A 26843-nucleotide genomic window follows, 5' to 3' on the forward strand; every position below is an offset into this window, starting at 1 on the left:
CGCCTCAGCTAATAGATCTCGAACAGGCCGGCGCCGCCCTGGCCACCGCCGATGCACATCGTCACCACGCCCCACTTCGCCTTGCGGCGGTGACCTTCCTGCAAGAGGTGACCGGTAAGACGCGCGCCGGTCATGCCGAAGGGATGGCCGATCGCGATCGAGCCGCCGTTGACGTTGTACTTGGCGGGGTCGATGCCGAGCTTGTCGCGGCAATACAGGCACTGGCTGGCAAAGGCTTCGTTGAGCTCCCAGAGATCGATGTCATCGATCTTCAGGCCGGTACGCTTCAACAGCTTCGGGATCGCGAAGACCGGGCCGATGCCCATCTCGTCCGGCTCGCAGCCGGCGGTCGCCCACGCAACGAAGCGGCCCAGCGGCTGAAGCCCACGCTTCTCCGCGTCCTTGGCTTCCATCAGCACGACAGCCGCGGCGCCGTCGGAGAGCTGGCTGGCGTTGCCGGCGGTGACGAACTTGCCCGGCCCCTTCACGGGCTCGAGCTTGGCGAGACCTTCCATTGTCGTTTCCGGCCGGTTGCACTCGTCGCGATCGACGACGTAGTCGACGATCGACTCGGCCTTGGTCTGCTTGTCGACCACCTTCATCCTGGTCTTCATCGGGACGATCTCGTCCTTGAACTTGTTTGCCTGCTGGGCGGCCGCCATGCGGCGCTGCGATTCCAGCGAGAACTCGTCCTGGTATTCGCGGCTGAGCTTGTAGCGCTCGGCGACGATGTCGGCGGTGTCGATCATCGCCATGAAGATGTCGGGCGCGACTTTCAGAAGCTCGGGGTCGACCGACTCCTTCGGCGAGCCACCGCCGGGAATCGAGATGCTCTCGACACCGCCGGCAACGATGCAATCGGCCCCGTCGGAGCGGATCGAGTTGGCGGCCATCGCGATGGTCTGCAGCCCCGAGGAGCAGAAGCGGTTCACCGAGACGCCGGCGGTCGTCTTCGGCAGGCCGGCGAGAAGCGCGGACTGACGGCCGATATTCGGCGCGCCATGGGCACAATTGCCGAGATAACAATCCTCGACATAGTCCTTCTCGACACCGGCGCGATCGACCGCGTGATGGATGGCGTGGGCCGCGAGAGACATCGGCGGGGTGATGTTGAACCCGCCGCGGCCGGATTTTGCGAGACCCGTGCGCGCATAGGAAACGATGACGGCTTCACGCATTGTTTTCTCCCTTTCGGATCGCCGGATTGTGGCGCTTCAAACGCTATTCGTACAGATATCCCGCCAAGGCAACAGAAATAGTTTCCGTCCGATTTTCCGGCCAGCGGAACGGCCTGATATCATCGCTTGCCTCTCGACAGCCGGGTCTTGATCATCCCGTAGAGCGCGCTGGCGGCCGGCGACAGCGTCTCGTTGCGCCGCCGCACCAGGGCAATCGTGCGATACAGGACCGGATCGACCAGCGGCACCTCGACCAGGCCGGTCGCGACCGCGGTCGCGTTCATCGCCGCCGGGAGGATCGCCGCCCCGACGTTCTCCCGCGCCAGCGCAATCGCGCTCGGCGTGCTCTCGACCACGAAACGGCCGCGCGCTTCCAAGCCCGCATTGACGAGCTGGGTCTCGACGATGCGGCGGTTGCCGCTGGCGCCACCGAGCGTGATCAGGTCGATACCCGCCAGATTTGACCAACCGACCCGCCTCAGCTTCGCCGCCGGGTGCGTGCGGCTGCAAACCAGGACGAAGGGATCGCGCACCAGCATCTCCTCGGCAAGATCCGGATTGGCCTCCTGCTGGATGTGGATGCCGAAATCGGCTTGACCTTCGCGTACAGCACCGGTGACCAGCGCGCCGGACCGCTCCAGCAGCTGCACGCGGTTGTGCGGATATTTTTTGGCGTAGCTGCGCAAGGCCAGCGGCAGTTGACGGAACGCGACCGACTGCAATGTCGCCAGCGTGACGTCGCCGACGCCAAGCCGCGATGTCGTGCGCAACCGGTCGAGGCCGTGGACGAGGTCGTCGACGATACGGCGAGCCAGCGGCAGGAAGTCCTTGCCCATCGGGCTCAGCGCGGTCGAGCGCGTGGTGCGGTCGAGCAGTCGCAGCCCCACAAAAGTCTCCAGCCGCTGGATGCGGCGCGTCAGCGCGGTCTGGGTAATGAAAAGATGCTCCGCCGCGCGGTTGAAGCTGCCGAGCTCGGCGACATGGACGAAGGCCTGCACGCCGTCGATCGGGATTTTCATGCAAATCACTCATGAAAAATTGCGATTAATGCATTTTACGCAACGAGGCGCCTTCCGCAAGATCGTTGCGACGGACGGGCGCGTAACCGGCCGCGGCAAACAAGATTTCAGGAGGGAACAATGACGACCAATGCGGCGGCAGGTCCGATGCATCCGGCAACGGACCGCGCGGCACCAGCCGGGACATCCGCCTCCAATCTGCTGCAACGCGCCATGGAGATCCGGATCGGCATCATCCCGCTGCCGGTCTATCTGCTGCTGCTCGGCCTGATCGCGGCATTCTCCTTCAAGGGCAAGATTTCCGGCGAGGTCACGGTGATGATCGCGGTCCTGGTCGCCGGTGGCTTCACCTGCGCCGAGATCGGGCGGCGAATCCCGGTCCTGAACGTGATCGGCGGCTCCTCGCTGGTGACGATCTTCCTGCCGTCGTTCCTGGTCGCGCATCAACTGTTGCCGGCGCCACTGGTGCAGCAGGTCACCACCTTCACCAAGTCGACCAACTTCATCTATCTCTTCATCACCGCCGTCGTGGTCGGCTCGATCCTGAGCATGGACCGGCGCGTGCTGATCCAGGGTTTTGTCAAGATCTTCATTCCACTGGTCAGCGGCTCGATCCTCTCGCTCGCGGTCGGCGGCACGGTTGGATGGCTGTGCGGGATCGGCTTCTGGCGCTCGATCCTCTACGTCGTGGTGCCCGTGATGGCAGGCGGTGTCGGCGAGGGAGCGATCCCGCTTTCGGTCGGCTATGCGGAGGCACTCGGCCTCAACCAGGGTGCCATGCTCGGCCAGATCCTGCCGCTGGTGTTCTTCGGTAATCTGGTCGCCATCATCTGCTGCGGCGCGCTGAATTCGTTCGGCAAGCGACGCCCGGACCTTACCGGCAACGGCCAGCTACAGCCGGGCGGCAACAACACCGCCGATGCGACGCACGATCGCGCGCATTCCAGCATCACCAGCATCGATGTCGCAACCGTTGCGGCCGGCGGCATTACCGGCATCGCCATCTATGTGTTCGGCACGCTGATCCACAGCCTGATCGGCCTGCCGGCGCCCGTCGCCATGCTGTTCCTCGTGGTGCTGGTCAAGCTGCTCAAGGCGGTGCCGGCCTCGCTGGAGGAAGGCGCGCGTGTCGTATTCCGCTTCTTCGTCACCGCGGTGACCTATCCGCTGCTGTTCTCCACCGCGGTGGCGCTGACGCCGTGGCACGAACTGGTGGAAGCGTTCCACCCCGCCAACCTCGTCACCATCATCGCCACCGTCGTGACGCTGACGGCCACAGGATTTTACGCCGGTCGCCTGCTCAAGATGTATCCGATCGAGACCGCGATCGTGAACGCCTGCCACAGCGGCCTCGGCGGCACCGGCGACGTCATGATCCTGACCGCAGCCGAGCGGATGGAGTTGATGCCGTTCGCCCAGGTCGCGACCCGGATCGGCGGCGCCATCACCGTGACACTCGCGATCGTCGCGATGGCCCATTTCAAGATCATCTGAGCGGAGGGGCCAACATGTTGATGCGAAGCAAGCTGTTCGTCCCGGCCTCGCGACCCGAACTGTTCGATAAGGCCTTGAACTCCGCCGCCGACGCGTTGTCGTTCGATCTCGAGGACGCCGTCGCACAGAACCAGAAACCGCAGGCGCGCGCTGCGCTCGCCAAGTTCCTGCGTGAAAAGCCGGATACCAACAAGGCCATTCTGGTCCGGGTGAATGCGTTCGGCACGGTCGAATTCAACGCCGACATCGACGCATTGTCGGGGGCGACGATCGATATCATCAACCTGCCGATGGCCGAGGACGTCGATGCGGTGATCGAGGCGGTTGCGAAGATCGAAAGGCTACAGAAGCCTTCGCGGCAGGTCGGCGTGCTGCTCAACATCGAGACCCCCAGGGGCCTGCGCAAGGCCGCTGACCTCGCGACGTCGCATCCGCGCGTCATGGGGCTGCAGATCGGCTATGCCGATCTGCTCGAGCCTTGCGGCATCGTCAGGTCCGACCGCGACGCGCTCGCCCATATCCGCCTCGCGGTGCGGCTCGCTGCTGCCGAGGCCGGCATCGACGCCTATGACGGCGCCTTTGCCGCGGTGAAGGACACCGACGGTTACCGCACCGAATGCCTGATGGCGAAGGCGCATGGCTTCGCCGGCAAGAGCTGCATCCATCCGAGCCAGATCGCGATCGCCAACGCGACCTTTATGCCCGATGCGGCCGAGATCGCATGGGCGCACAAGGTGGTGGCCGCCGCGAGCGAGGCCGATGCACGCGGCGTCGGCGCCTATCTGGTCGAGGGACACATGATCGACAAGCCGTTCGTCGAACGCGCCCGTGCCATCGTGGCGTTGGCCGACACAATAGCAACCGTGATTGCCAGATGAGCCAATTGCACGCCCGCGACTACGAGCCGAACCGCAGCGGCACGCTGGACGGGATCCGTATCCTCGACTTGTCGCGCCTGTTCGCCGGCAACGTGCTGACTCAGATCCTCGGCGATTTCGGCGCCGAAGTGATCAAGGTCGAGCCGCCGGAGGGCGACACCTTGCGTGCCTGGAAGACCGAGGGCATCGAGACCCACTGGAAGGTCTATTCGCGCAACAAGAAGAGCCTGTGCCTGTCGTTGCGCGATCCGCGTGCGATCGACATCATCCGGAAGCTGGTGCCCTCGACGCAGATCTTCATCGAGAGCTTCCGGCCCGGCGTGCTGGAGAAAATGGGATTGTCGCCCGAAGCGTTGCTGGCGCTCAATCCATCGCTGGTCATTATCCGGATTTCCGGCTGGGGTCAGGACGGTCCCTACGCGCAGCGGCCCGGCTTCGGCACCGTGATCGAAGGCGTCTCGGGATTCGCCGCGATCAACGGCTTTGCCGATCGCGAGCCGGTGTTACCGCCAATGTATCTCGCCGACGGCGTCGCCGGCATCTATGGCGCTTCGGCGGCGATGATCGCGCTGCGCGAGGTCGAAATGAAGGGCGGCCGCGGCCAAATCGTCGACCTGCCGCTACTCGATCCGCTGTTCGCGATCCTCAGCCCGCAAGCCGCGAACTACCGCCTCACCGGCAAGGTCAAGCCACGCACCGGCAGCCGCTCCACCAATTCGGCGCCGCGCAACGCCTATCGTTGCAGCGACGGACATTATGTCAGCCTGTCCGGCTCGATCCAGAAGATGGCCGAGCGGCTGTTCCGCGCGATCGACCGCCCCGATCTGGTCGACGACCCGCGCTTCCGCACCAACGCAGACCGTCTGCGACATGCCGACGAACTGGACGCCATCATCGGTGACTTCATCGGCGCGCGAACGCAGGCCGACAACGTCACCTTCTTCGAACGGGCCGAGGTCACGATCGGCCCGATCTACGAGACCCCGCAGATCATGGCCGATCCGCACGTCATCGACCGCGAGTTGATCGCCGACTATCCGGACCCGGAAATGGGGCAACTCCCGATGCACCATGTGGTGCCGCGGCTGTCGCAGACGCCAGGCGCAATCCGGACCCCCGCGCCGGCACTCGGCCAGCACAACCGCGATCTGCTCAGCGAAATCGGCATCGACGACGCCGGCTACGCGTCGCTGTGCGAGGCCAACGTGGTTTGCGAGGCACCGACCAGGGCCGCGCCGGCCAAACGCCAATCCAGCCTGTGACAGGAGATCTCTGATGCTGCACCGGATCACGCGAAGGACTTTCGTCGCAGCGAGTGTTGTGACAGTCGCGGGGCTTGCTCAGTCGTATTCGGCGAGCGCTGACGCGATCCCCAATTCGTCGGGCACCGAGGCCCCGAAAACGAGAGCGCCGGCGAACGCCTGCGACGCGCATTTCCACATCATCGATCCACGCTTTCCGACGCCGGAAACCGCTAGGCCCACAGGCTCGACCTTCGACGACTACCTGCTGCACCAGCGCCGCATCGGTACGACGCGCGCGGTTCCGGTGCAGCCGAAATATCACCGCACCGATCACGCCTGCATCCTCGATGCGCTCAGCCGGCTCGGCAAGAACGGACGCGGCGTCGGCGTCTGTCATCCCGACACGAGCGACGCGGAGCTGAAGCGACTCGATGCCGGCGGCATCCGCGGGCTCCGTTTCAGCGTGTGGAATCCGAGCGACACGGTGACCACGATCGACATGATCGAGCCGCTGGCCAAACGCATCGCCGATCTCGGCTGGCATGTGCAGCTTCACATGTCCGGCGATCAGATCGTCGAGACGTCGGCAATGCTCGGCCGCCTGCCCTGCCCGATCGTGTTCGATCACATGGGACGGCTGCCGCCGAAGCAGGGACCGGAGCATCCGGCTTTCCGCGTCATCGTGGATCTCGTTGGAAAAGGCAACGCCTGGGTGAAACTCGCCGGCGCCTATCTCAACACCGAGCAAGGCCCGCCCTATGCCGACGCGACGCGGATAGCGCAGGCGTTCGTAAAGCAGGCGCCCGAGCGGCTGGTCTGGGGCAGCGATTGGCCCCACGTCACCGAGAAGCACAAGCCCGACGACGCCGAGCTGTTCGACCTGCTCGGGGTGTGGGCTGGCACTCAAAAGACCCGCGACGCGATCCTGGTCGACAATCCGGCCAAGTCTACGGGTTCGACCGCTGACGCTGCGGCAGCGGAAGTCACCTCTCCCTTGGGAGAGGTCGGCGCGTAGCGCCGGGTGAGGGGTTACGGTCCATCGATAGACCTGAAGCCCTCACCCGGATTTCTTGCGACGCTCGAAATCCGACCTCTCCCTCCGGGAGAGGTGAACAGAGCCAGCGCGTGTCGGCTCAGAACGTCAGCGCCTTCGCCTGCTTGACCTGTGGCAGCGCCTGCACCTTGGCGAGCAGCTCCGCCGGCACCGCACCGTCGACCTCGACGAGCGCTATGGCATCGCCGCCCTGCTCGACACGGCCGAGATGGAAGGTTGCGATGTTGATCTTGGCATCGCCCAGGAGGCTTGCGAACTTGCCGATGAAGCCCGGCTTGTCCTCGTTGGTGACGTAGATCATCGACTTGCCGAACTCGGCATCGACGCGGATGCCCTTGATGTCGACCAGCCGCGGCTTGCCGTCGTGATAGACGGTGCCGGAGACCGAGCGCTCCTGGCGCTCCGTCGCGACCGTCACTGTGATGAGGCTTTCATAGTCGCTCTGCGCGGCGCGGGTCACTTCATCCACCACCATGCCGCGCTCCTTGGCGACGACAGGCGCGGACACCACGTTGACATCACCCAGCATCGGCCGCAACAGGCCGGACAGCACGGCGGAGGTCAGCGCCTTGATCTTCATCTCGGCAACATGGCCCTCATAGGTGATCGTGATCTTCGAGATGCCGGTCTCGGTGAGTTGGCCGGCGAAGGAGCCGAGCTTCTCGGCGAGCGCGATGAACGGCTTCAGCTTCGGCGCTTCTTCGGCGGTGATCGAGGGGAAGTTGATGGCGTTGGAGATCGCGCCGGACAACAGATAGTCCGACATCTGCTCGGCGACCTGAAGCGCGACGTTCTCCTGCGCCTCGGTGGTGGAGGCGCCGAGATGCGGCGTGCAGATCACGTTGGGATGTCCGAACAGCACGTTCGAGGTCGCGGGCTCCTCGATGAAGACGTCGAAGGCAGCACCCGCAATGTGCTTGGCGTTCAGCGCATCCACCACCGCCTGCTCGTCGACCAGACCGCCGCGGGCGCAGTTGATCAGGCGCACGCCCATCTTCATCTTGGCGATCGCGGCCGCGTCGATGATGTTCTTGGTCTTCTCGGTGAGCGGGGTATGCAGGGTGATGAAATCGGCGCGCTTGAACAGGTCATCGAGATCGACCTTCTCGACGCCGATATCCTTGGCGCGCTCCGGCGACAGGAAGGGATCGAAGGCGACGACCTTCATGCGCAGGCCAAGCGCACGGTCGCAGACGATCGAGCCGATATTACCGCAGCCGATCACCCCTAGCACCTTGCCGGTGATCTCGACGCCCATGAAGCGGTTCTTCTCCCACTTGCCGGACTGGGTGGAGGCGTCGGCCTGCGGAATTTCGCGCGCCAGTGCCAGCATCAGGGTGACGGCGTGCTCGGCGGTCGTGATGGAATTGCCGAACGGCGTGTTCATCACGATGATGCCCTTGGCGGTGGCCGCCGGGATCTCGACGTTGTCGACGCCGATGCCGGCGCGGCCGATCACCTTCAGGTTGGTCGCCTTCTCGATGATCTTGGCGGTCGCCTTGGTCGCCGAACGGATCGCAAGGCCGTCATAATTGCCGATGATCTCGGCCAGCTTGTCCTTGTCCTTGCCGAGGTTGGGCTGGAAGTCGACCTCGACGCCGCGGTCCTTGAAGATCTGCACGGCGGCGGGCGAGAGCGCGTCGGAAATGAGAACTTTCGGTTTGGTCATGGGCATGATCCGTGGTGCGAGCTGCATTTACGGAGTGTCGCCCGCGGGCTCACCCGCGGGACCATCTCTCTTGAGCGATGGATGGCCGGATCAAATCCGGCCATGACGATGATCGGGTTGAGATGCTTACGCTGCCTTGGGCAGCGCGGCCTTGGTCTCGGCAAAGGCCCAGTCGATCCACTCCGTCAGGAGCTCGACGTCCTTCGCTTCCACCGTGGCGCCGCACCAGATCCGCAGACCCGCGGGCGCGTCGCGGTAATACGCGAAGTCGAAGCCTGCGCCTTCCTTCTCGACGAGAGCAACCAGCTTCTTGCTGAAGTCGGCCTGCGCGTCCGCCGAAAGCGAGGTGATCGCGGGATCGGTGAACTTCAGGCACACCGACGTGTTGGAACGGATCGCCGCATCCTTCGCCAGGAAATCGATCCAGGGCGTCTTCGCCTTCCAGTCGGCCAGCACCTTGGTGTTGGCGTCGGCACGCGCGATCAGCGCCTTCAGGCCGCCGATCGACTTCGCCCAGTTCAGCGCATCGAGATAGTCCTCGACGCAGAGCATCGACGGCGTGTTGATGGTCTCGCCGACGAAAATGCCTTCGTTGATCTTGCCGCCCTTGGTCATGCGGAAAATCTTCGGCAACGGCCAGGCCGGCTTGTAGGTCTCGAGACGTTCCACCGCGCGGGGCGAGAGGATCAGCATGCCGTGCGCGGCCTCGCCGCCGAGCGCCTTCTGCCAGGAGAAGGTGACGACGTCGAGCTTGGGCCAATCCAGCGGCTGCGCGAACGCGGCCGAGGTGGCGTCGCAGATGGTCAGGCCTTCGCGGGTCGCGCTGATCCAGTCGGCGTTCGGCACGCGCACACCGGAGGTGGTGCCGTTCCAGGTGAAGACGACGTCGCTGTTCTGATCGACCTTCGAAAGATCCGGGATTTCACCGTAAGCCGCGTTGAGCTTGGTGACGTCCTTGAGCTTCAATTCCTTGACGATATCGCTGACCCAGCCTTCGCCGAAGGATTCCCACGCGAGCGTGGTGACGGGCCGTGCACCAAGTAGCGACCACAGCGCCATCTCGACCGCGCCGGTATCGGACGCCGGAACGATGCCGATGCGATAATCGGCCGGCACCTCAAGCACTTCGCGCGTCAGATCGATCGCGAGCTTGAGCTTGGTCTTGCCGATCTTCGCGCGATGCGAACGGCCGAGAGCTGCGTCTTTGAGATTTTGGGCGGTCCAGCCGGGGCGCTTGGCACAGGGGCCGGAGGAGAAATGCGGCACGAGGGGCCGCGAAGCGGGCTTCGCTGCAGTCATGATCTACCCTTCCAGATAGTAAGCCTCCCGTTGGGGGGAGGTGTCCCGCGGCGGCTAATACGGGAAACGGGCAGAATCGTCAAGGAAGTTTAGGCGTCTCACGGTGGAGTGATGCCGTTTCCGCCGTCTTCTCGGGAGCGTCCACAGCGGCGGCGGCATTCAACAGGCCCGTCGCCTCGCTGATCAATTGCGCAGCTCGGCGACGGCTGGCGACCTTCAAAATGCGTTTGTCGTCGGCCTGCACAACGTAATCGTTGCCGACCTTGATGAATGAATAGCTTGTCATCGAAATCCCCGAACCGACCGAGCCCGGTGTCTGACGCAACCTAGCACCGATCGTTCCCCAACGAACATGAACGAACGTCCGTTAGTTTATCAGCCCTTAACCGAAACGGATGCGCAGGCGGATTTTGCAGACGATGCAACGGCCGCGCTGAATGTGCGTCAAAAGCGGACAGTCATGCCGACATGGCTCGCTGTGAATCCGAGCCGCTTGTAGAAGCGTTGCGCATCGGTGCGGCTCTGATGCGTCAGCAACTCGACCAGATTGCAGCCCTTCGCGCGAGCTTCGGCCACGGCCCATTGCACGAGCTGCTCACCGATGCCGCGGCTGCGGCAGTCAGAGGCGACGCGCACGTCTTCCAGGAGACCACGCGAACCGCCCTGCGAGCTCAGGCCCGGCAGGATGGCGAGTTGCAGGCAGCCGACCACCCTGCCCGTACCGTCCACCGCGACGACGAGCGTCAGACCGGGATTTTTGTCGACCGCATCGAACGCCCCCAAATAGGACTCCGGCAGCGGCTCCTCCAGGCGCTCGCGTGCGCGGCCGAGATGATCGTCGGCGAGCATCGCGACGATCGCGGCCACGTCCTCGCGGCGGGCGCGGCGGATCGAGATGATATCGGCGGTCATGACGGGCTCCGAGCTCAGCGCGCCGGCGGAAGACCAAGATAGTTCTCGGTCTCCGCAATCCACCGGCTGATGGCAACATGGCGGCCGAGATCAAAACCGCCTTCATGGGCGAGGCGGGTATAAGCCAGCAGCGAGACGTCGGCGAGCGAGGTGGCCTCGCCGACGAAGCAGCGGCTGGTGGCGAGATGCTGCTCCATGCGGTCAAGCGCCGCATAGCCGCGCTTGACCTTCTCCGGGTCGAGCTCGGAGACGTCCTTGCCGAGATAGACCATCTGGAAACGGCACACCGCGACATAAGGCTCGTGGCTGTACTGCTCCCAGAACAGCCATTCGTCCATCTTGGCGGCAGCAAAGACATCGCGCGGAACGAGGTCGCTGTCGCGGGCGAGATAGCGGATGATCGCATTGGACTGCGCCAGCGTGCGGCCGTCGTCGAACGCGATGGTCGGCACCTGGCCAGCGCCGTTCATCCTCAGGAATTGCGGCGTGCGTGTCTCGCCCTTGCGCGTATCGATCTCGACCCACTGATACGGCAGCTTGAGCCTGTCGCAGACCCACTTCACCTTCAGGCAATTGCCGGAGTTCATATCGCCGTAGATCTTCATCGCCGCTGCTCCCATCGCTGCGACAAAAGCATCAGGGCGGCGCGGTCCTGTCAACCGGCGTTAAGCGCAGTGCTCAGAACTTGTAGCCGAGACCGGCGCGGACGGTGTTGATGCTGGTGTCGACCTGGCTGGTGAAGCGGATATATTCCCACTCGGCGCGCATGAAGAGACCGCCCGTGAGGTTCACGTCAACACCAAGGCCGCCCGTGTAGCCGTAGATCAGGTGGTTGTGCATGGCGTCCGTCGCGCTCAGCGGCGTGAGTGCGGTGAAGGGCCCCGTCTGTGCCGAGGCGATCGCGTCATTGACGGTGACCGAGCGCGTGATGTCGGCATTGCCGAGCGCGAAGCCGCCGAACATGTAGGGCAGGAAGCACCCCCAGGCATAGGCGGCGCGGCCGCGGAACGTCGCCATGTCCTTGATCGAGATCGAGGCGGACGACGTCACGGCGACATCGTGGAAGTTGCCGTCGGAGAGCGCGCTGCCGCTGACGAGCTCCTTGAACGCGCTGGACGAGCCGCCGAACGAGCCGTGCAGGTAGCTGACCTCAAGACCCAGAACAACGTCTTCCCACTGCCCATTGTATCCGAAGAAGACGCCGTAGCCGCCGGAGCGGCTCGAGTGCTTGCCGAGCCCGAGATTCCAGTTGGCGACATCCATCTCCTGGATGACGTTGTGGTCAAGCAGCGCAGCGAGCAGGGTGGAGTTCGACCCGCTGAAATTCTCGTCCGACGAGCCGTAGCCGCCCTGGCCGCCGACATAGAAGCCCTGCCAGTTGACGCTCGACCGGCTGAGGCCATCGCTCAAGCTGCCGCGCAGGATCGGGAGATCCGGCATATCGGCGGCCTGCGCGGCGGACACCACGCTCCACATCGCCGCTGCCCACAAAAGCCTACGCATCGCAACGCTCCATCGAACTCGAACTTGTCGCGGATGATCATGGCCCGTTAACCTTAACCAATGGTTGCGTTGCGCGATTTCGGCACGATCTGGCCATGAATTTTGCGCAAAGCAAAACGGCGCGGGATGATCCCGCGCCGTTAAGACGTCTTAACCGATGGGGGCTGCGATCAGCCCTTGGTGACCAGCGGCGGCGGCGCGTAGATCGGCGGGCTGTCGAGATTCCAGCGCACGCCGAGCTTCACGTCGTGCGAGGTGATGTCCTTGAACTGGAACGGCGCGTGCGTCGTGTTGGTTACGCCGTCGAACGAGTAGCTGGCACCAGTGATGCCGCTGCCCATGTCGACGTAGCTGTAGGCCAGTTCGAGGGTGAGGCTCGGATTGACCTTGTAGGCAAGACCGGCATGCGCAGCCCAGGCGAAGTTCCACTTCGAGGCAGCGCCGGCATAGTTCAGGCTGCGGCTCTGAATGCCGCCGCTCATGCTGTCACCGGAGTCGGTGAAGTCGCCGACCGTGACGCGCGCCGTGCCGACGCCCGCGCCGATGAACGGAGTGATGCACCACCAGGTGCCGAGATCGACGTAGGCGTTGGCAAGGAAGAGCAGTTCCGACTTGGTTGCGGTGTAGCTGTTGGTGCCGACGAAACCGGCGGCCGGGCCTGTGCCGGTCACGACGTCGAGGCCCGTGAAGGTCGTCTTGCCGCGATACTGGCCGGTGATGTCGGCGCGGAACCAGCTGTTGAAGCGATAGCCAGCGCCGAGGTCGAAGATGCCGCCACTGCTGAAGCTGCCAGTCTGTGCAACGTTCACGTTGTTGTAGGCGGCGGCGTTGGTGTCGAGCACCCGGTCAACGCGCTGGTTGCTGAAGCCGATATCGCCGCGCAGATACCAGCCTCCGAAGTCGGCGGGCGGAGCCGGCGGCGCGTACATGGGGGGCGGCGCTGCGATCGGCATGTCGGCGGCGAATGCCATCGACGAGATCAAAGTTGCCGCACCCGCGGCAAGGAAAGACTTAACGCTACGCATTGGCTTCGTCCTTTTGGCCGGTGAGGCAAAATACGGAAGCCTCACGTTCTGAAAACTCACGGGCGGACGATGGCACTAAATGCTTAAGCGCCGCTTAACCCTAATTTTTAAGGTTGATATTTTCTCACCGCACACGCGCGCGCGGCCGCAGCGTTGCAAAAATGAGGCGTCGCTGTTCACAATCGCTAACGATGTATGAAGGCGCCGCGGCCTGCGAGAGGTCGAATTAACGCGCGTGCTGCGGCAGTTTTGGCAGGAACACCGCCAGCAGGCCGATCGCCGGCAGATAGGCGCAGACCTGATAGACGAACTCGATCGAGGTGTGGTCGGCGAGCTTGCCGAGCACGGCCGCACCAAGGCCACCGATGCCGAAGGCCACGCCGAAGAACACGCCCGAGATCATCCCGAAGCGGTGCGGCACCAGCTCCTGCGCGAACACGATGATCGAGGATGTGGTCGAGGAGATGATCAGGCCGATGAACACGGTGAGCACGGCGCTCGCGTAGAGCCCGGCATAGGGCAGCGCCAGCGTGAACGGCAGCGCGCCGACGATCGAGATCCAGATCACGATCTTGCGGCCGAAGCGATCCCCGAGCGGTCCGCCGAGAAACGCGCCGACCGCATTCGCTGCGAGGAAGATGAAGAGGTACATTTGCGCTGCCTGCGTCGACACGCCGAAGCGATCGATCAAATAGAAGATGTAGTAGCTCGACAGGCTCGAGACGTAGAGCTGCTTGGAAAACAGCAGCGCCACCAGCACCAGAAGCGCGATCGCGACCCGCCGCGAGCTCGGCCCGTCGGGATGCGCATGGATCGGCTTTTCCTTCTTCGTCGTGATCTGCGGCGCGTACCAGCGGCCGATGCGCCAGAGGATGACAATCGCGAGAAACGCGATCGAGGAGAACCAGGCAATGCTGCCCTGCCCGAACGGCACCACGATCAGCGCCGCCAGCACCGGGCCCATCGACGTGCCGAAACTGCCGCCGAGCTGGAACACCGATTGCGCAAAGCCGTAGCGGCCGCCGGAGGCGAGCCGCGCGATGCGCGCCGACTCCGGATGAAACACCGCCGAGCCGAGGCCAACCAGCGCGGCCGCAACCAGGATGGTGAGATACTGATGCGCGGCGCTGAGCAGCAACAGGCCGAAGAAGGTTGAGGCCATGCCGGTCGACAGCGAGTAAGGCTGCGCCTTCTTGTCGGTATAGTGCCCGACCACCGGCTGGAGCAGCGAGGCCGTGAACTGGAAGGCCAGCGTGATCATGCCGATCTGCGCGAAGTCGAGCGCGTAGGTGTCCTTCAGGATCGGATAGACCGATGCGATCAACGACTGCATGGTGTCGTTGAGGAAATGCGAGAAGCTGATGCCGGCGAGCACGACATAGGCCGGCCCTGCGCCCTTCGCAGCGGCGGGCGCGACGTCAGCAACGACGACGGGCTCGGTCAGCGTTTCCTTTGAGACGACGACTGGCTTGTTCAATGGAGCATCCCGGCAGGCGCGGCGAACCGCCGCATCCGCTAGTTACGATGCACGGGGCGGCGGAACCACCGCCAATCGCAAATGGCTGGGATGCGTGTGTCTTACCCTCTCGCCTTGCGGGAGAAATCGTAGGGTGGGCAAAGGCGCACTTGCGCCGTGCCCACCATCGATCCAACAGCGCAATAAAAGCGGTGGGCACGCTTCGCTTTGCCCACCCTACGATGCTGTGGTCGCGGATGGAGACCCCTCAGCTTCGCGCCACCTTCTCCCACAACAAGGGGAGAAGGAAGAGCTTACGCCGCAGCCTGTCCGAGCGCGGAGACGATGGTGTCGACGACTTCCTCGACCAGGATGCGGTCCTCGCCCTCGCCCATCACGCGGATCACGGGCTCGGTGCCGGAGGAGCGGATCAGCAGCCGGCCGTGGCCATTGAGCCGCTTCTCGCCGTCCGAGATCGCCGACTTCACGTCGTTGTCGTCGAGCGGCTTGCCGCTCTTGTAGCGGACGTTCTTCAGGATCTGCGGCAGCGGATCGAAGCGATGGCAGACCTCGGAGACCGGACGGCGCAGCTTCTGCACCACCGCCAGCACCTGCAAGGCGGCAACGAAGCCGTCGCCGGTCGTCGCGTAGTCGGACAGGATGATGTGGCCGGACTGCTCGCCACCGAGATTGTAGCCGCCGCTCAGCATCTGCTCGAGCACGTAGCGGTCGCCGACCGGCGTGCGCACGAGATCGAGCCCCTGCCCTTTCAGGAAACGTTCGAGCCCGAGATTGGACATCACGGTCGCGACGATGCCGGGTCGCGCCAGCCGTCCGTCTTCCTTCCAGCTCTGGGCGATCACCGCGAGCAGCTGGTCGCCATCGACGATGTGGCCGCGCTCGTCGACCAGGATCACGCGGTCGGCATCACCGTCGAGCGCGATGCCGATGTCGGCGCGCATCTCGCGCACCTTCTTCGACAGCGCTTCCGGCGAGGTCGAGCCACATTCCTTGTTGATGTTGAAGCCGTCGGGCTCGACGCCGATCGGCACGACGTCGGCGCCCAACTCCCACAGCGCTTCCGGCACCACCTTGTAGGCAGCGCCGTTGGCGCAATCGACCACGACGCGCAGCCCGTCGAGCGACAGATCGCGCGGCAGCGTGCGCTTGGCGAATTCGATGTAACGGTCATGCACGCCGTCGATGCGGCGGGCCCGGCCCAGGCTCGCACTTTGTGCGAGCTTCTTGTCGAGGGACTCGTCGAGTAGCTGCTCGATCTGCCTCTCGACGTCATCGGACAGCTTGAACCCCTGCGGACCGAACAGCTTGATGCCGTTGTCCTCGAACAGATTGTGCGAAGCCGAGATCATGACGCCGAGATCGGCGCGCATCGACTTGGTCAGCATCGCGACCGCCGGCGTCGGCATCGGGCCGACCAGCAGCACGTCCATGCCGACGGAAGTGAAGCCCGCGACCATCGCATATTCGATCATGTAGCCGGACAGACGGGTGTCCTTGCCGATCACGACCCGGTGGCGATGATCGCCGCGCTGAAACGCAAGGCCGGCGGCCTGGCCGACCTTGAGCGCGAGCTCCGGCGTGATCAGTCCGTTGGCGCGGCCTCGTATCCCGTCGGTCCCAAAATATTTGCGGCTCATAAGACTCCCCCACGCGGCAACCGGGAATCCCCAATACAACCACCGGATGCCATCGAAGGCACCGCATCCCTGATTGCGCCGGTGTCTTATAATGCCATTGCAGCTAAGTTGGCTTCAAGAAATATGATGAATCATTACGGAACCCGGCACCCGACCGAACCGGTAACCCTTTGTTAATATTGGAACTCTCGCCAAACGGCCTCGAACCATTGGAACCTTGCGCCTATTCGGCGCGCTTGATGTGCCGATCGCCGCGGGTCGGCGGAGGCTGGGTGACGTTGACGGGATCGGAGGCCGGAAAGGTCTCTTCGAGACCCTCCTCGAGCGCCTCGTCGAGGCGATGCTTCTCTTCGGCCTTGGTGGATTTCGGCGCGGGTTGCGGTCTGGTCATGGCTGCCTCTTCGCAAACGATTTGGCTGTGCACTCAACCATGCTAGATGACCCCTAAATCCGTCGACGCAAGGACGGGCCGGGGAACGTCATGAAGCATATCACCTGCATTGAAGACCTACGTGCGCTGCACAAGCGGCGCGTGCCGAAAGCGTTCTTCGACTATTGCGACCGCGGCTCCTATGCCGAGGAAACGCTGCGCGCCAATCGCGACGATCTCCAGCAGATCAAGTTCCGTCAGCGCATCCTGGTCGACGTCTCCAAACGCGACACCTCGACCACGATCCTCGGCGAGCCATCGACCATGCCGCTGGTTCTCGCGCCGGTCGGGCTGCTCGGCATGCAGCACGGCGACGGCGAGATCCACGCCTGCCGCGCCGCACAGGCCGCGGGCATCCCGTTCACGCAGTCGACGATGTCGATCTGCTCGATCGAGGACATCGCCGCCAATGTCGAGAAGCCGTTCTGGTTCCAGCTCTACGTGATGAAGGATCGCGGCTTCATCAAGGACTTGATCCAGCGCGCGATGGCCGCCAAGTGCAGCGCGCTGGTGCTCACCGTCGACCTCCAGGTGATCGGGCAGCGCCATGCCGACATCAAGAACGGCATGACGGTGCCGCCCGAATGGTCGCTGTCGAAGCTCATCGATTTCGCCACCAAGCCGACCTGGGTCTCCGGTGTGCTGCGCGGCAAGCGCCGCACCTTCGGCAACATCGCCGGTCACGTGAAGAACACCGAGGATCTCAATCGTCTGGCAGAATGGACCGCCTCGCAGTTCGACACATCGCTGAACTGGAAGGACGTCGAGTGGGTCCGCAGCATCTGGCCGGGCAAGCTCGTCATCAAGGGCATCCTCGACGTCGAGGATGCCGAGGAGGCCGCAAAGACCGGCGCGCAGGCCCTGGTCGTCTCCAACCATGGCGGCCGGCAGCTCGACGGCGCGCCGTCGTCGATCGAGGTGCTGCCCGAGATCGCGGATGCGGTCGGCGACAAGATGGAGATCATGTTCGACGGCGGCATCCGTTCCGGCCAGGACGTGATGCGCGCGCTCGCGCTCGGCGCAAAATCCTGCATGATCGGCCGCGCTTATGCTTACGGGCTGGGCGCCGGCGGTCAGGCCGGCGTCGCCAAGGCGATCGACATCATCCAGAAGGAGCTGCTGACGACCATGGGTCTGTGCGGCGTCAACAGGGTGGACGAGATCGACGACCACATCATCGCGGTCTAAGACGGCCCGCGCGCGACGTACCGCGTCTTACCACCAGCCCTGTTGCGGCTGCCAGTACTGGCCGCCGCCGCGCCGGCGCAGATTGCCGGGCTGCGGGTTGGGATTGCGCTGGAAGAAGAAGCCGAAGCCGCCGTTGTCCCAGCTGTCATCGCTCGCAACGAGATCGGGGGCCGTGGGCCGGCGCGTGATGAAGCCGCCCTGCGGCTGGTTGTTCAGCACCGCAACGAACTCGGTGCGATAGTTGGTTTCGCTGCTCAGCGGCTCGTCAGAGATGATGATCGAGGATCGCGGCACTGCGGTCGGCGCGATGCGGTCGAGCAGGTCCTGCGGGATGGTGACGCGGTCAAGCGCGTCCTTGGCGTCGTCTGCGTTGTCGATCGAGACCACGGTCCAGCGCAGGCCGGCATCGCTCTTCGCCATCGCCGTGAACACATGCGTGCCGATCGGCCTGTCGGGATTGCGGATCGTAACGGGAACCTCGATGCTCGTATCAAAGACCTCGCCACCGCCGTCCGGCGCCGGCTTGTGCGTATTGCGGCGCACGTAAAGCTTCTGCGTCGCGCGGCTGATGTAGACCGAGACCGGCTCGAGCGCGAGCCTCGCCTCGGTCGCCGCCTTGACGGCGTCGGTCTTCCTGGTCGCGGCCGCCTTGGCGGCGTCTTTGGCAGCAGCGGCGGCGTCGCGCTTCGGCTGCGCATTCGTCTTGGCGGTGTCGAGCTGCGTTGCCGCGTCAGCAGCCTTGGTGGCGGCTTTTTGCTTCAGCTCCTCGGCCCGCGCTTTGGCCTGATCCGTCTTCGCTGCGGCCAGCACCTTCTCGGCGTAAGCGAGCTCGGCATCAGCGCTCTTCTTGAGCCGTTCCAGATTGCGCAGCGACGCGGGGAGCGATGCGGCCTCGCGTGCCGTCGTCGCGGCGGCTTTCTTCGTCTCATCGGCTGCGCGGGTGGCCTCCTCCGCCTCGCGGGAAAGCGTCTCGGCCCGCGCCGGGGCCGCAGCAATGGCCTCCTTCTTGGGCACGAACAGCGCCGGATGAGAGAAATCGACCGGTGCGGCGTCGTTCGGCGAGATGATCACCCGCATCCCGATGTTCGTCTTGTCGAACAGATTCTCCGCAAAGCCATAGGGCATCCGCACGCAGCCGTGCGAGGCCGCATAGCCGGGCAGCGGCCCGCCATGCAGTGCGATGCCGTTCCAGGTAATGCGCTGCATGTTCGGCATCCAGGCATCGTCATACATGGTCGAGTGGTGATCCTTGTCCTTCTCGATGACGGCGAAGACGCCCGCCGGTGTTTCGCGTCCCGTCGTGCCGGTCGACACCGGCGCGCGCAGGATCCAGCCGTCGGCGTCGTAGAAAGTGACCTGCTGGCCCTTGATCGACACGATCGCCATGATCGGCTCGCCAGCCGTGCGCGGCGCAACCGCTTCGGGCGCGGGGCGCGCCTGCTTGGCCGCGGCGGCGTCGGTGGTCAGCGCCGTCAACGCGGCCATCGCCGCGATCGCCACAAGGCCGGCAGGCCGCCAACGTCGCATCGCCAGAGTGGATTGCGCCGTCGTCAATCGATTTGCCATGCGTACCCCGGTTGAAATAGTCGTCTGCGCTCAGCGTCGACTTAAGGTCAGATTGCGATCTTTGGACCAAATAACTGTCGCCATCGCAATTGGCTCCCGAGCATTATCGGCAGGTTCGATGGCAAATCTCTGATATACGACGGCCCGCGCGGGAGGAAGGGTGGTTTCAGCCAAAATGGACCGGGCCCGACAGCGCGCAAGGCTGCCGGCGCGCCCGTCTGGGGGCGAGCGGGCGCGGCTCGCCCGAAGGCCTTGACGGCTCCCTGGAGCCCAAACCCGGACGACGAGCCTTGCCGCCCCGGAAAATGACGCCGGCAGTCACATCGGCGGCGTCACTCCGTCGCGGCCTACATTGACACGGCCCGCTTCGAGCGAACCGTCCTCCTTCTTGGCCGCGCCGAAGATGATGAGCTTGGCGCCCGGCTTCACCTCGGATTTGTCGCTGGCGACGAAGGTGACGATCGGCGTATCCGGCGGCACCACGATCTTCTTCTCGCCGTCCTTGTATTTGAGCAGGATGTTCTGGCCGTCGGTGCCCTTGACCGTCTCGGCCACGGTCGCATTCGTCATGGTCGAGTTGGCGCGCGCATCCCAGGGACGGAAACCTTCGGCCGCGCCGCGCTGGTTCTCCGGGAAGATGTGCACGGCAATGGCCCGCTGCGACCCGTCGGGCTCGGGCATGCCCGTGACGCCGATATAGGAGCCCTCCTTGATCTCCGACAACGCGGTCTTCACGACGGCGAATACGGCCACGTTGTCGGTCATGCGCACCTTCACGTCGCTGCCTTCGCGAGTCCTGATGCCGAGCATGTTGCCATCGACGGCCTCGATGGTCCCGCGGATACGGACCGTCGGCGCCTGCTGCGCCGACGCGATCGAAGACAGAATGGCAGACGACACAATGACAAGTGTGGCGAGCGAGGCCACGAGCGGGCGTGGCCTCCGGGCGTTCAGTTCCTGCATGGTCTGTCCCTCCAGAGCGGTTGCGCCGGTCAATCATCGCAACCCCGAACCTGGATGCCTATTCCATTGTCCTGCGCTTTGTTGCGATCACGAAAATCGATCCGCGCGATCGGGAGCGCCTCACATCGGCGGCGTCAGGCCGTCGCGACCGACGCTGATGCGGCTGGTCTCGAAGGACCCGTCCGCTAGCTGCTTGACGAAGGCGATGATCTTGGCGCCCTCTTTCAGATCCGATTTCTCACCGGGCACGTAGGTGACGACCGGCGTCTCCGAGGAGACGAACACCTTCTTCTCGCCGTCCTTGTATTTGACGAGCAGCGTGTGACCGTCATTGCCGACCACGCTCTCGGCCACGGTCGCATTGGTCATGCTGGAATTCGGCCGCAAATCGTAGGGCCGCGAACCTTCGCCGGTGCCGCGCATGCTTTCCGGAAAGACGTGAACCTCGACGGCGTTCTGGCCACCGTCCGGTCCCGGCACGGTGGTCGCTCCGACGAAGGAGCCGACCTTGATGTCGGAGAGTGCGATCCTGGTGATCCCCGCGACGCGAAGATCGGATGCAATATGCAGCCGGACGTCCTCACCGCTGCGTGACTTCACCGACAGCAGATCGCCGTCGACTTTTTCGATCGTTCCGCGCACCCGCGTCGGCACAGGCGCCTGCTGCGCGACGGCATAGAGCGTGGATAGGCCCACCATCGCGACAGCGACGAGCGGACGTGTGAAAGTTGCACGTTGAACAGGCATGACAGTCTCCGATTGTCCCACGAGGACAAGACCCCGGAGGCGGTGCCCTATTCTCTCAAGATTTTGTGAGATCGGCTTCGACCAGCGCGCGCAGCTCTGCCGTCACCTGCGGCCGCTTGCCGAACCACAGCTCGAACCCGCGTACCGCCTGGTGCAAGAGCATGCCGAGCCCGTCGGCGGTCCTCAGCCCGCGCGCCTGCGCTGCCGCAAGCACTGGCGTGATCAGCGGAACATAGACGAGGTCGGCAACGACGGCCTGTTGCGGCAGGCGCGCGATGTCGAGTTCGAGCGCCGGCTGGCCGCGCATGCCGAGCGAGGTCGTGTTGACGAGCAGCCTTGCCCGCGGCAGCACGTCACCGATCGCGTCCCACGCCATCGGCTGCACGCGCGAACCGAACGCCGTCGCCAGTGCCTCGGCCCGCGCAATGGAGCGGTTGGCAAGATGGACGCGGCTGACGCCGCGTTCGAGCAGGCCGAACACGACAGCGCGCGACGAGCCGCCGGCCCCCAGCACCAGCGCCTCCTCGGCCGCATCCCACCCCGGTGCGCTGGCGTCGAGATTGTTGATGAATCCTTCGACGTCGGTGTTGGTCGAATGCAGCTCGCTTCCGGCGAGCCACAGCGTGTTGGCGGCACCGATCGCCTTGGCGCGCGCATCCGGTGTCGAGAGCGCGAGCACGTCTTCCTTGTGCGGGATCGTGACGTTGGCGCCGACGAAACCGTGCAACGACAGCCGCAGCACGAAGTCGCGCAGGTCCTCCGGCGGCACCGCCTCGATCACATAACCGCCATCGATGCCGAGCGTGCGAAGCCAATAGCGATGGATCAGCGGTGAGCGCGAATGCGCCGCCGGCCATCCGATCAGGCAGGCTACGGGTGTCTTAGACACGGTTTTCCTCGAAGGCGCAGGTTCGCAACGGTCCCTCCCGGGAGTTTCTCGGGCGAGAGATTTCGCGTCCGGCCCGCGCTGTCAAGCACGCGAGCGTCGCAGCATCGGCGCTACCGCCGTCCCGAGCGCCAGCGCAGCGCCGGCGGCAAACCAGCCCGCGGCGAGGCTGATCCAGGCATGGTCCAGCGCAGCGACCACCGAACCGCCACCAGCGCCGGCCACAGCAACGGGTTCGGGATCCTGCCCCCACCGTGCCCGCCGGTCAGACTGGAGAACGTTCACGAAGCCCAATGATTTGCGAAGCAAAGCGCCGACGGCCGGCCTCGAGGCCGGCCGTCAAGCTGGATGCCACCGTCACGCCGCGTCGCGATGCGCGGCGATGATCTGGTCGGCGGCGCGCCCCGTCACCTCGGCCATGTGGTCGAACTGGCGGGTGAAGCTGCCGGAGCCGGCGGTCGCCGAGCGCAGCTCGACGATGAGCTCGCCGATCTCGGCCTCCGGCATCATGGCCCGCACGGAGTCCCAGCCGCTCCAGCCATCACGGGTATCGAAGCCGAGGATCTGGCCGCGCCGCGCCGACAGGATCGCGTTGATCTTGGCGGTGGCGTCCGTCGGGCAGACGATCTCGACCACATGGATCGGCTCCAGCAGCACCGGCTGGCACTGCGGCAGGCCTTCATTGAGCCCGACCCGCGCCGCCGTGCGGAACGCGAGGTCCGAGGAGTCGACGCTGTGATAGGAGCCGTCGGTCAGCGTCACCTGCACGTCGGTGACGGGGAAGCCGAGCGGGCCGCGCGTCAAGCCGTCGACGACGCCTTCCTCCACCGCCGGGATGTAGTTGCGGGGCACCGCACCACCGACCACCTTCTCGGCGAACCTGAACCCCTCCCCGCGCGCCAGCGGCTTGATGTCGAGCACGACGTCGCCGAACTGGCCGTGGCCGCCGGACTGCTTCTTGTGCCGGCCGCGCTGGACGATCGGCTTGCGGATTGTCTCCTGGTACCCGATCGCCGGCGGATGAGACTTGACGTTGACGCCGAAGCGGTCACGCAGCCGCTCGCTGGCGACGCGCAAGTGCATCTCGCCCTGCCCCCACAGCACGGTGTCGTGGGTCTGGGGGTTCATCACGATGACGAGCGAGGGATCCTCCTCGTGCAGCCGGGCGAGCGCCTGGCCGAGCTTGACGTCATCCTTGCGGTCGGCCGCCGCGACCGATATCGCGAGCACCGGCGGCGTCGGCTCGACCGCGATCAGTTGAGACGGCTGGGTCTTGCCGGTCGAGATCGTATCGCCGGTCTTGATCGGATCGAGCTTGCCGAGCGCGATCGTGTCGCCGACCTCCGCCGACGGGCGCTTGGTATCATAGGCACCGTTGACGGCGAGAATGCCGGAGATGCGCCCCGCGCCGCCCGAGGCGGATTGCAGCGTGGCGCCGTCATCGAGATGGCCGGCAAGCAACCGCGTCAGCGACAGCTTTCCGCCATGCTGCGAATGCAGCGTCTTGAAGACATAGCCGAGCGCATCCTTCGTATCAGGCGCGCCAAGCCGCTTGGCGGTCTCGGCAATGCCGGGCGCCTCATGGCGCAGCGCCTTCATCAGGCGCAGCACGCCATTTTCGCGCGCGGCAGCGCCGAGCAGCACCGGGCAGATCAGGCCTTCGCGAAGTTCGCGCGAGAGATCGTCGAACACGGCATCGCGCGGCGGCTGGATGTCTTCGAGCAGTTGCTCCATCAGCGCGTCATCGTGGTCGGCGAGCTTCTCCAGCATCGAGAAGCGGGCTTCCTTCTCGCGGTCGAGATTGCCGCCTTCGAGCGCGATGACCTCGGAGGCCTTGTGCTCGCGATAGACGAAGGCGCGCTCGAGCGCGAGATCGACGAAGCCCTCGATCAGCTCGCCGTTCCAGATCGGAATCTGGCGCAGCACCAGCGGCACGCGGGAGGCCGGTTGCAACGTCTCGAGCGTCTCCCGGATGCGCTTGTTGGCGCGATCGATCTTGTTGAGGAACAGGAAGCGCGGAATCCTCATCTCCTCCAGCTCGCGCAGGATGATCTGAAGCTGCGGCAGCTTCTTCTCGTCGGCTTCGCAGACCACGACAGCTGCGTCGACCGCAGGCAGCGCCGCGCGCATGTCGTGGGCGAACTCAACGGAACCCGGACAATCGAGGAAGGTGTAGCTGTCGCCCATGAAACTCGTGGAGGCAGCCGTCAGGCCCACGGTCATCTTGTGATGTCGGGCCTCTGCCGTGGCATCGCCCACCGAAGTACCGGCGTCGACGCTGCCGGCACGCGGGATTGCGCCCGTTCGTGCCAAAATCGCTTCGAGAAGAGTGGTTTTACCGCTTTGGAAAGGGCCCACAAGCGCAATGCACCGTGGACCTCGGGGACTTCTGACGTCTTGTCCCATTCGCCGCCTCCTTCATGTGGAGCTCGGCCCGTGATTGGGTCGGCAAAGGTCGATGCTCTGCCCGTCCCTTCGTTTTGGCAAGCGCGAAACGTCGCTGCGGTGCGTCGTCGCCGAAACGTGTCGACCGTTAGCGGCCCGGCCGCAGTTCCAGGCTTTCGAGGCCCGCTGCGATGTTGAGTCCGACCTGGCCCTGCACGCTGAGCGGCTGGAGCGCGATCGAATTGTTGGAGCCGCCGACCAGCACGTTGCCGCCCAAGCCGACGCCGACCGACGCGCTGCCTTGCGCGCCGGCATAGTTGCCCGAGAGATCGCCGGGCCCGAGTCGATCGACCGGCGCGAACACGCCCCACGCCAGCGCTGTCTCCTGGGTGATGCCGAGGTCGAGACCGACTTTGCGGATGGTCGCGACGTAGCGATCCTCCGGCACGCCTTCGGCCCGCAATACGCAGCCGAGATTGGTCACCGATCCCACCACGAAGCCGATGCTGGCGCCGCCGCGGCATTCGAGCACGCCGACCCGCACCATCCGCTGCTGCGCGCTGGCACCCACGACCGAGGCAACGAGGCTGGCGGCGGCAAGCCCGGCGATGACGAACGAACGGCGCATGAATTTTCTCCGGCGATGAATGAAATACGAGCAGAGAGAGCGCGGCACACGCCGCGCGATGGTCTATGCCACAAGAGTCTTGCAGGTGCCAGATCGGACGCATCTAAAACCGAACGCGCGGAAAGAGCCCCTCACCCCACCCTCTCCCCGTAAGAACGGGGCGAGGGAGTGCGCGAGCAGTGCGTCCCTCACGATCGGAAATAGTAAAGACTGCCGAGCGCGCCTTGACCTCTCCCCGCCCTTCTGCGGGGAGAGGTCGGACTGCGAAGCAATCCGGGTGAGGGGCAAGGCACGATGCTGACCCAGGCAGCGGTCCATCCGACTCGCACACAGGGAGAAGTACAAACAAAAAGGCCCGCGCGAAGCGGGCCTTTTCGATGTCTGTCGCGACAGCCTTACCGCAGGTTGCCGCAGAAGCGCTGGATGCGCTTGCAGGCGTCTTCGAGATCGGAGGTCTTGGTCGCGTATGAGATGCGGAAGGCCGGACCGAGGCCGAAGGCCGAGCCCTGCACGACCGCGACGCCTTCACTCTCGAGGAGCTCGGTGACGAACGCCTCGTCGTTTCCGATCACCTTGCCCGACGGCGCGGTCTTGCCGATCGTGCCGGCGCAGGACGGATAGACGTAGAATGCGCCCTCGGGGCGCGGACACTCGATACCGTTCGCCTGGTTGAGCATGGAGACCACGAGGTCGCGGCGCTCCTTGAACACCTTGTTGTTCGCGGGGATGAAATCCTGCGGACCGTTCAACGCTTCCACCGAGGCCCACTGTGCGATCGAGCACGGGTTCGAGGTCGACTGCGACTGGATGGTCGACATCGCCTTGATGAGCTGCGCCGGTCCGCCGGCATAGCCGATGCGCCAGCCGGTCATGCAGTAAGCTTTCGAGACGCCGTTCACGGTCAGCGTGCGGTCGTACAGGCTCGGCTCGACCTGCGCGACGGTGGTGAACTGGAAGTCGTCATAGACGAGGTGCTCGTACATGTCGTCGGTCATCACCCAGACGTGCGGATGCTTGACCAGCACGTCGGTGAGCGCCTTCAGCTCGGCCTTGGTGTAGGCCGCGCCGGTCGGGTTCGACGGCGAGCAGAGGATGACCCATTTGGTCTTCGGCGTGATCGCGCGCTCGAGCGCTTCGGCCTGGAGCTTGAAGCCGGCCGCGGCGGTGCAGACCACCGGCACCGGCTCGCCGCCGGCGAGCGCGACCATCTCGGGATAGCTGACCCAATAGGGCGCCGGGATGATCACCTCGTCGCCCGGATTGATGGTCGCCATCAGCGCGTTGTAGAGCACCTGCTTGCCGCCGGTGCCGACGATCACCTGGTTCGGCTTGTAGCTGATGCCGTTCTCGCGCTGAAACTTTGCGATGATCGCTTCCTTCAGCTCGGGGATGCCGTCGACCGCGGTGTACTTGGTCTTGCCGGCTTCGATGGCATGGATCGCGGCCAGCTTGATGTTGGCGGGCGTATCGAAGTCGGGCTCGCCGGCACCGAGGCCGATGACGTTGCGGCCCGCCGCTTTCAGCGCGCGTGCTTTATCCGTGACCGCGATGGTCGCGGACGGCTTCACACGGTCGAGCGCAGCGGCAAGGAAGGACATCATCATCTCCTGGCGAGCGTCGTGAGCCCTTGGGCGACACGACTCTGATTGTGGGAATGAAAG

25 protein-coding genes are annotated in these 26843 nt (G+C 64.8%); 5 read left to right on the top strand and 20 right to left on the bottom strand.

Annotation, left to right across the window (positions count from 1 at the left end; translation table 11 throughout):
• Positions 1–8: 8 nt before the first annotated feature.
• On the bottom strand, positions 9–1178 hold the full coding sequence (locus NLM33_RS20940; protein WP_254098246.1) for an acetyl-CoA C-acyltransferase: 1170 nt from the start codon (positions 1176–1178) through the stop codon (positions 9–11).
• 119 nt (positions 1179–1297) lie between these two features.
• The gene (locus tag NLM33_RS20945) at positions 1298–2197 is read right to left on the bottom strand and encodes a LysR family transcriptional regulator (protein WP_254098248.1); all 900 of its coding nucleotides are present in this window, start codon (positions 2195–2197) and stop codon (positions 1298–1300) included.
• Between the two features lie 120 nt (positions 2198–2317).
• On the opposite strand from NLM33_RS20945, the gene NLM33_RS20950 reads away from it, so the two are divergent.
• From NLM33_RS20950 to NLM33_RS20965, 4 genes are read left to right on the top strand one after another with little or no spacing between them, the layout of a single operon-like run.
• Positions 2318–3691, top strand: a complete 1374-nt coding sequence (locus NLM33_RS20950) for a 2-hydroxycarboxylate transporter family protein (protein WP_254098250.1) — start codon at positions 2318–2320, stop codon at positions 3689–3691.
• 14 nt (positions 3692–3705) lie between these two features.
• On the top strand, positions 3706–4569 hold the full coding sequence (locus NLM33_RS20955; RefSeq protein WP_254098251.1) for a CoA ester lyase: 864 nt from the start codon (positions 3706–3708) through the stop codon (positions 4567–4569).
• The gene (locus NLM33_RS20960; RefSeq protein WP_254098252.1) at positions 4566–5831 is read left to right on the top strand and encodes a CaiB/BaiF CoA-transferase family protein; all 1266 of its coding nucleotides are present in this window, start codon (positions 4566–4568) and stop codon (positions 5829–5831) included. The genes NLM33_RS20955 and NLM33_RS20960 overlap by 4 nt, the downstream gene beginning before the upstream one ends.
• 13 nt (positions 5832–5844) lie before the next feature.
• Positions 5845–6828 carry an amidohydrolase gene (locus NLM33_RS20965; RefSeq protein WP_254098253.1) on the top strand — a complete coding sequence of 328 codons (984 nt, stop codon included), beginning with the start codon at positions 5845–5847 and terminating at the stop codon, positions 6826–6828.
• 118 nt (positions 6829–6946) lie between these two features.
• Here NLM33_RS20965 and serA read toward each other — a convergent pair whose 3' ends face one another.
• The 10 genes from serA to NLM33_RS21015 all read right to left on the bottom strand — a co-directional run bounded on the left by serA (position 6947) and on the right by NLM33_RS21015 (position 16780).
• Positions 6947–8536, bottom strand: a complete 1590-nt coding sequence (gene serA, locus NLM33_RS20970; RefSeq protein ID WP_254098254.1) for a phosphoglycerate dehydrogenase — start codon at positions 8534–8536, stop codon at positions 6947–6949.
• A 126-nt stretch (positions 8537–8662) separates the two neighbouring features.
• Positions 8663–9835 (bottom strand): phosphoserine transaminase, encoded by a 1173-nt coding sequence (locus NLM33_RS20975; RefSeq protein WP_254098255.1) that lies wholly within the window; start codon positions 9833–9835, stop codon positions 8663–8665.
• 79 nt (positions 9836–9914) lie between these two features.
• Positions 9915–10121 (bottom strand): hypothetical protein, encoded by a 207-nt coding sequence (locus tag NLM33_RS20980; protein WP_254098256.1) that lies wholly within the window; start codon positions 10119–10121, stop codon positions 9915–9917.
• Between the two features lie 158 nt (positions 10122–10279).
• Positions 10280–10747, bottom strand: coding sequence for a GNAT family N-acetyltransferase (locus NLM33_RS20985; RefSeq protein WP_254098258.1), 468 nt, complete (start codon positions 10745–10747; stop codon positions 10280–10282).
• Positions 10748–10761: 14 nt separating this feature from the next.
• Positions 10762–11352, bottom strand: a complete 591-nt coding sequence (locus tag NLM33_RS20990; protein ID WP_254098260.1) for a glutathione S-transferase family protein — start codon at positions 11350–11352, stop codon at positions 10762–10764.
• A 73-nt stretch (positions 11353–11425) separates the two neighbouring features.
• Complete coding sequence (locus NLM33_RS20995; RefSeq protein WP_254098262.1) at positions 11426–12250, bottom strand: outer membrane protein; 825 nt, start codon at positions 12248–12250, stop codon at positions 11426–11428.
• A 170-nt stretch (positions 12251–12420) separates the two neighbouring features.
• Positions 12421–13275 carry an outer membrane protein gene (locus NLM33_RS21000; RefSeq protein ID WP_254098264.1) on the bottom strand — a complete coding sequence of 285 codons (855 nt, stop codon included), beginning with the start codon at positions 13273–13275 and terminating at the stop codon, positions 12421–12423.
• Between the two features lie 226 nt (positions 13276–13501).
• A complete protein-coding gene (locus tag NLM33_RS21005) occupies positions 13502–14752 on the bottom strand; it encodes an MFS transporter (RefSeq protein WP_254098266.1) in 1251 nt (416 codons plus the stop codon).
• 293 nt (positions 14753–15045) lie between these two features.
• The gene (gene glmM / locus NLM33_RS21010; protein ID WP_254098268.1) at positions 15046–16389 is read right to left on the bottom strand and encodes a phosphoglucosamine mutase; all 1344 of its coding nucleotides are present in this window, start codon (positions 16387–16389) and stop codon (positions 15046–15048) included.
• A gap of 223 nt (positions 16390–16612) precedes the next feature.
• Positions 16613–16780 (bottom strand): hypothetical protein, encoded by a 168-nt coding sequence (locus NLM33_RS21015; RefSeq protein WP_254098270.1) that lies wholly within the window; start codon positions 16778–16780, stop codon positions 16613–16615.
• A gap of 90 nt (positions 16781–16870) precedes the next feature.
• Between NLM33_RS21015 and NLM33_RS21020 the strand changes: the two genes are divergently transcribed.
• Positions 16871–18007, top strand: a complete 1137-nt coding sequence (locus NLM33_RS21020; protein ID WP_254098272.1) for an alpha-hydroxy acid oxidase — start codon at positions 16871–16873, stop codon at positions 18005–18007.
• Between the two features lie 27 nt (positions 18008–18034).
• Here NLM33_RS21020 and NLM33_RS21025 read toward each other — a convergent pair whose 3' ends face one another.
• The 8 genes from NLM33_RS21025 to NLM33_RS21060 all read right to left on the bottom strand — a co-directional run bounded on the left by NLM33_RS21025 (position 18035) and on the right by NLM33_RS21060 (position 26780).
• A complete protein-coding gene (locus NLM33_RS21025) occupies positions 18035–19573 on the bottom strand; it encodes a L,D-transpeptidase (protein WP_254098274.1) in 1539 nt (512 codons plus the stop codon).
• Between the two features lie 318 nt (positions 19574–19891).
• The gene (locus NLM33_RS21030) at positions 19892–20536 is read right to left on the bottom strand and encodes a hypothetical protein (protein ID WP_254098276.1); all 645 of its coding nucleotides are present in this window, start codon (positions 20534–20536) and stop codon (positions 19892–19894) included.
• 120 nt (positions 20537–20656) lie between these two features.
• On the bottom strand, positions 20657–21283 hold the full coding sequence (locus tag NLM33_RS21035) for a hypothetical protein (RefSeq protein WP_254098278.1): 627 nt from the start codon (positions 21281–21283) through the stop codon (positions 20657–20659).
• A 55-nt stretch (positions 21284–21338) separates the two neighbouring features.
• Positions 21339–22172, bottom strand: a complete 834-nt coding sequence (locus NLM33_RS21040; protein ID WP_254098280.1) for a shikimate dehydrogenase — start codon at positions 22170–22172, stop codon at positions 21339–21341.
• 81 nt (positions 22173–22253) lie between these two features.
• Positions 22254–22454, bottom strand: coding sequence for a hypothetical protein (locus tag NLM33_RS21045; protein ID WP_254098282.1), 201 nt, complete (start codon positions 22452–22454; stop codon positions 22254–22256).
• Between the two features lie 72 nt (positions 22455–22526).
• Positions 22527–24575, bottom strand: a complete 2049-nt coding sequence (locus tag NLM33_RS21050; protein ID WP_254098284.1) for an elongation factor G — start codon at positions 24573–24575, stop codon at positions 22527–22529.
• Between the two features lie 127 nt (positions 24576–24702).
• Positions 24703–25182: a DUF992 domain-containing protein gene (locus NLM33_RS21055; RefSeq protein ID WP_254098286.1), complete on the bottom strand. Its 480-nt coding sequence runs from the start codon at positions 25180–25182 to the stop codon at positions 24703–24705.
• Between the two features lie 395 nt (positions 25183–25577).
• Entirely contained in the window at positions 25578–26780 is a 1203-nt protein-coding gene (locus tag NLM33_RS21060) for a pyridoxal phosphate-dependent aminotransferase (protein WP_254098288.1), read from the bottom strand.
• Positions 26781–26843: the final 63 nt, after the last annotated feature.

Origin of the sequence: Bradyrhizobium sp. CCGUVB1N3 (assembly GCF_024199925.1) — a bacterium.
GTDB lineage: Bacteria > Pseudomonadota > Alphaproteobacteria > Rhizobiales > Xanthobacteraceae > Bradyrhizobium.

Bases quoted from the DNA above. Each gene is read 5' to 3' on its own strand.
- NLM33_RS20960 (WP_254098252.1), top strand. From the start codon at position 4,566: ATGAGCCAATTGCACGCCCGCGACTACGAGCCGAACCGCAGCGGCACG.
- NLM33_RS20950 (WP_254098250.1), top strand. From the start codon at position 2,318: ATGACGACCAATGCGGCGGCAGGTCCGATGCATCCGGCAACGGACCGC.
- NLM33_RS20945 (WP_254098248.1), bottom strand. From the start codon at position 2,197: ATGAAAATCCCGATCGACGGCGTGCAGGCCTTCGTCCATGTCGCCGAG.
- NLM33_RS20985 (WP_254098258.1), bottom strand. From the start codon at position 10,747: ATGACCGCCGATATCATCTCGATCCGCCGCGCCCGCCGCGAGGACGTG.
- NLM33_RS21015 (WP_254098270.1), bottom strand. From the start codon at position 16,780: ATGACCAGACCGCAACCCGCGCCGAAATCCACCAAGGCCGAAGAGAAG.
- NLM33_RS21030 (WP_254098276.1), bottom strand. From the start codon at position 20,536: ATGCAGGAACTGAACGCCCGGAGGCCACGCCCGCTCGTGGCCTCGCTC.
- NLM33_RS20980 (WP_254098256.1), bottom strand. From the start codon at position 10,121: ATGACAAGCTATTCATTCATCAAGGTCGGCAACGATTACGTTGTGCAG.
- NLM33_RS21035 (WP_254098278.1), bottom strand. From the start codon at position 21,283: ATGCCTGTTCAACGTGCAACTTTCACACGTCCGCTCGTCGCTGTCGCG.
- NLM33_RS21025 (WP_254098274.1), bottom strand. From the start codon at position 19,573: ATGGCAAATCGATTGACGACGGCGCAATCCACTCTGGCGATGCGACGT.
- NLM33_RS20940 (WP_254098246.1), bottom strand. From the start codon at position 1,178: ATGCGTGAAGCCGTCATCGTTTCCTATGCGCGCACGGGTCTCGCAAAA.
- serA (WP_254098254.1), bottom strand. From the start codon at position 8,536: ATGACCAAACCGAAAGTTCTCATTTCCGACGCGCTCTCGCCCGCCGCC.
- NLM33_RS20975 (WP_254098255.1), bottom strand. From the start codon at position 9,835: ATGACTGCAGCGAAGCCCGCTTCGCGGCCCCTCGTGCCGCATTTCTCC.
- NLM33_RS21000 (WP_254098264.1), bottom strand. From the start codon at position 13,275: ATGCGTAGCGTTAAGTCTTTCCTTGCCGCGGGTGCGGCAACTTTGATC.
- NLM33_RS20965 (WP_254098253.1), top strand. From the start codon at position 5,845: ATGCTGCACCGGATCACGCGAAGGACTTTCGTCGCAGCGAGTGTTGTG.
- NLM33_RS21020 (WP_254098272.1), top strand. From the start codon at position 16,871: ATGAAGCATATCACCTGCATTGAAGACCTACGTGCGCTGCACAAGCGG.
- glmM (WP_254098268.1), bottom strand. From the start codon at position 16,389: ATGAGCCGCAAATATTTTGGGACCGACGGGATACGAGGCCGCGCCAAC.
- NLM33_RS20955 (WP_254098251.1), top strand. From the start codon at position 3,706: ATGTTGATGCGAAGCAAGCTGTTCGTCCCGGCCTCGCGACCCGAACTG.
- NLM33_RS20995 (WP_254098262.1), bottom strand. From the start codon at position 12,250: ATGCGTAGGCTTTTGTGGGCAGCGGCGATGTGGAGCGTGGTGTCCGCC.
- NLM33_RS21055 (WP_254098286.1), bottom strand. From the start codon at position 25,182: ATGCGCCGTTCGTTCGTCATCGCCGGGCTTGCCGCCGCCAGCCTCGTT.
- NLM33_RS21050 (WP_254098284.1), bottom strand. From the start codon at position 24,575: ATGGGACAAGACGTCAGAAGTCCCCGAGGTCCACGGTGCATTGCGCTT.
- NLM33_RS20990 (WP_254098260.1), bottom strand. From the start codon at position 11,352: ATGAAGATCTACGGCGATATGAACTCCGGCAATTGCCTGAAGGTGAAG.
- NLM33_RS21060 (WP_254098288.1), bottom strand. From the start codon at position 26,780: ATGTCCTTCCTTGCCGCTGCGCTCGACCGTGTGAAGCCGTCCGCGACC.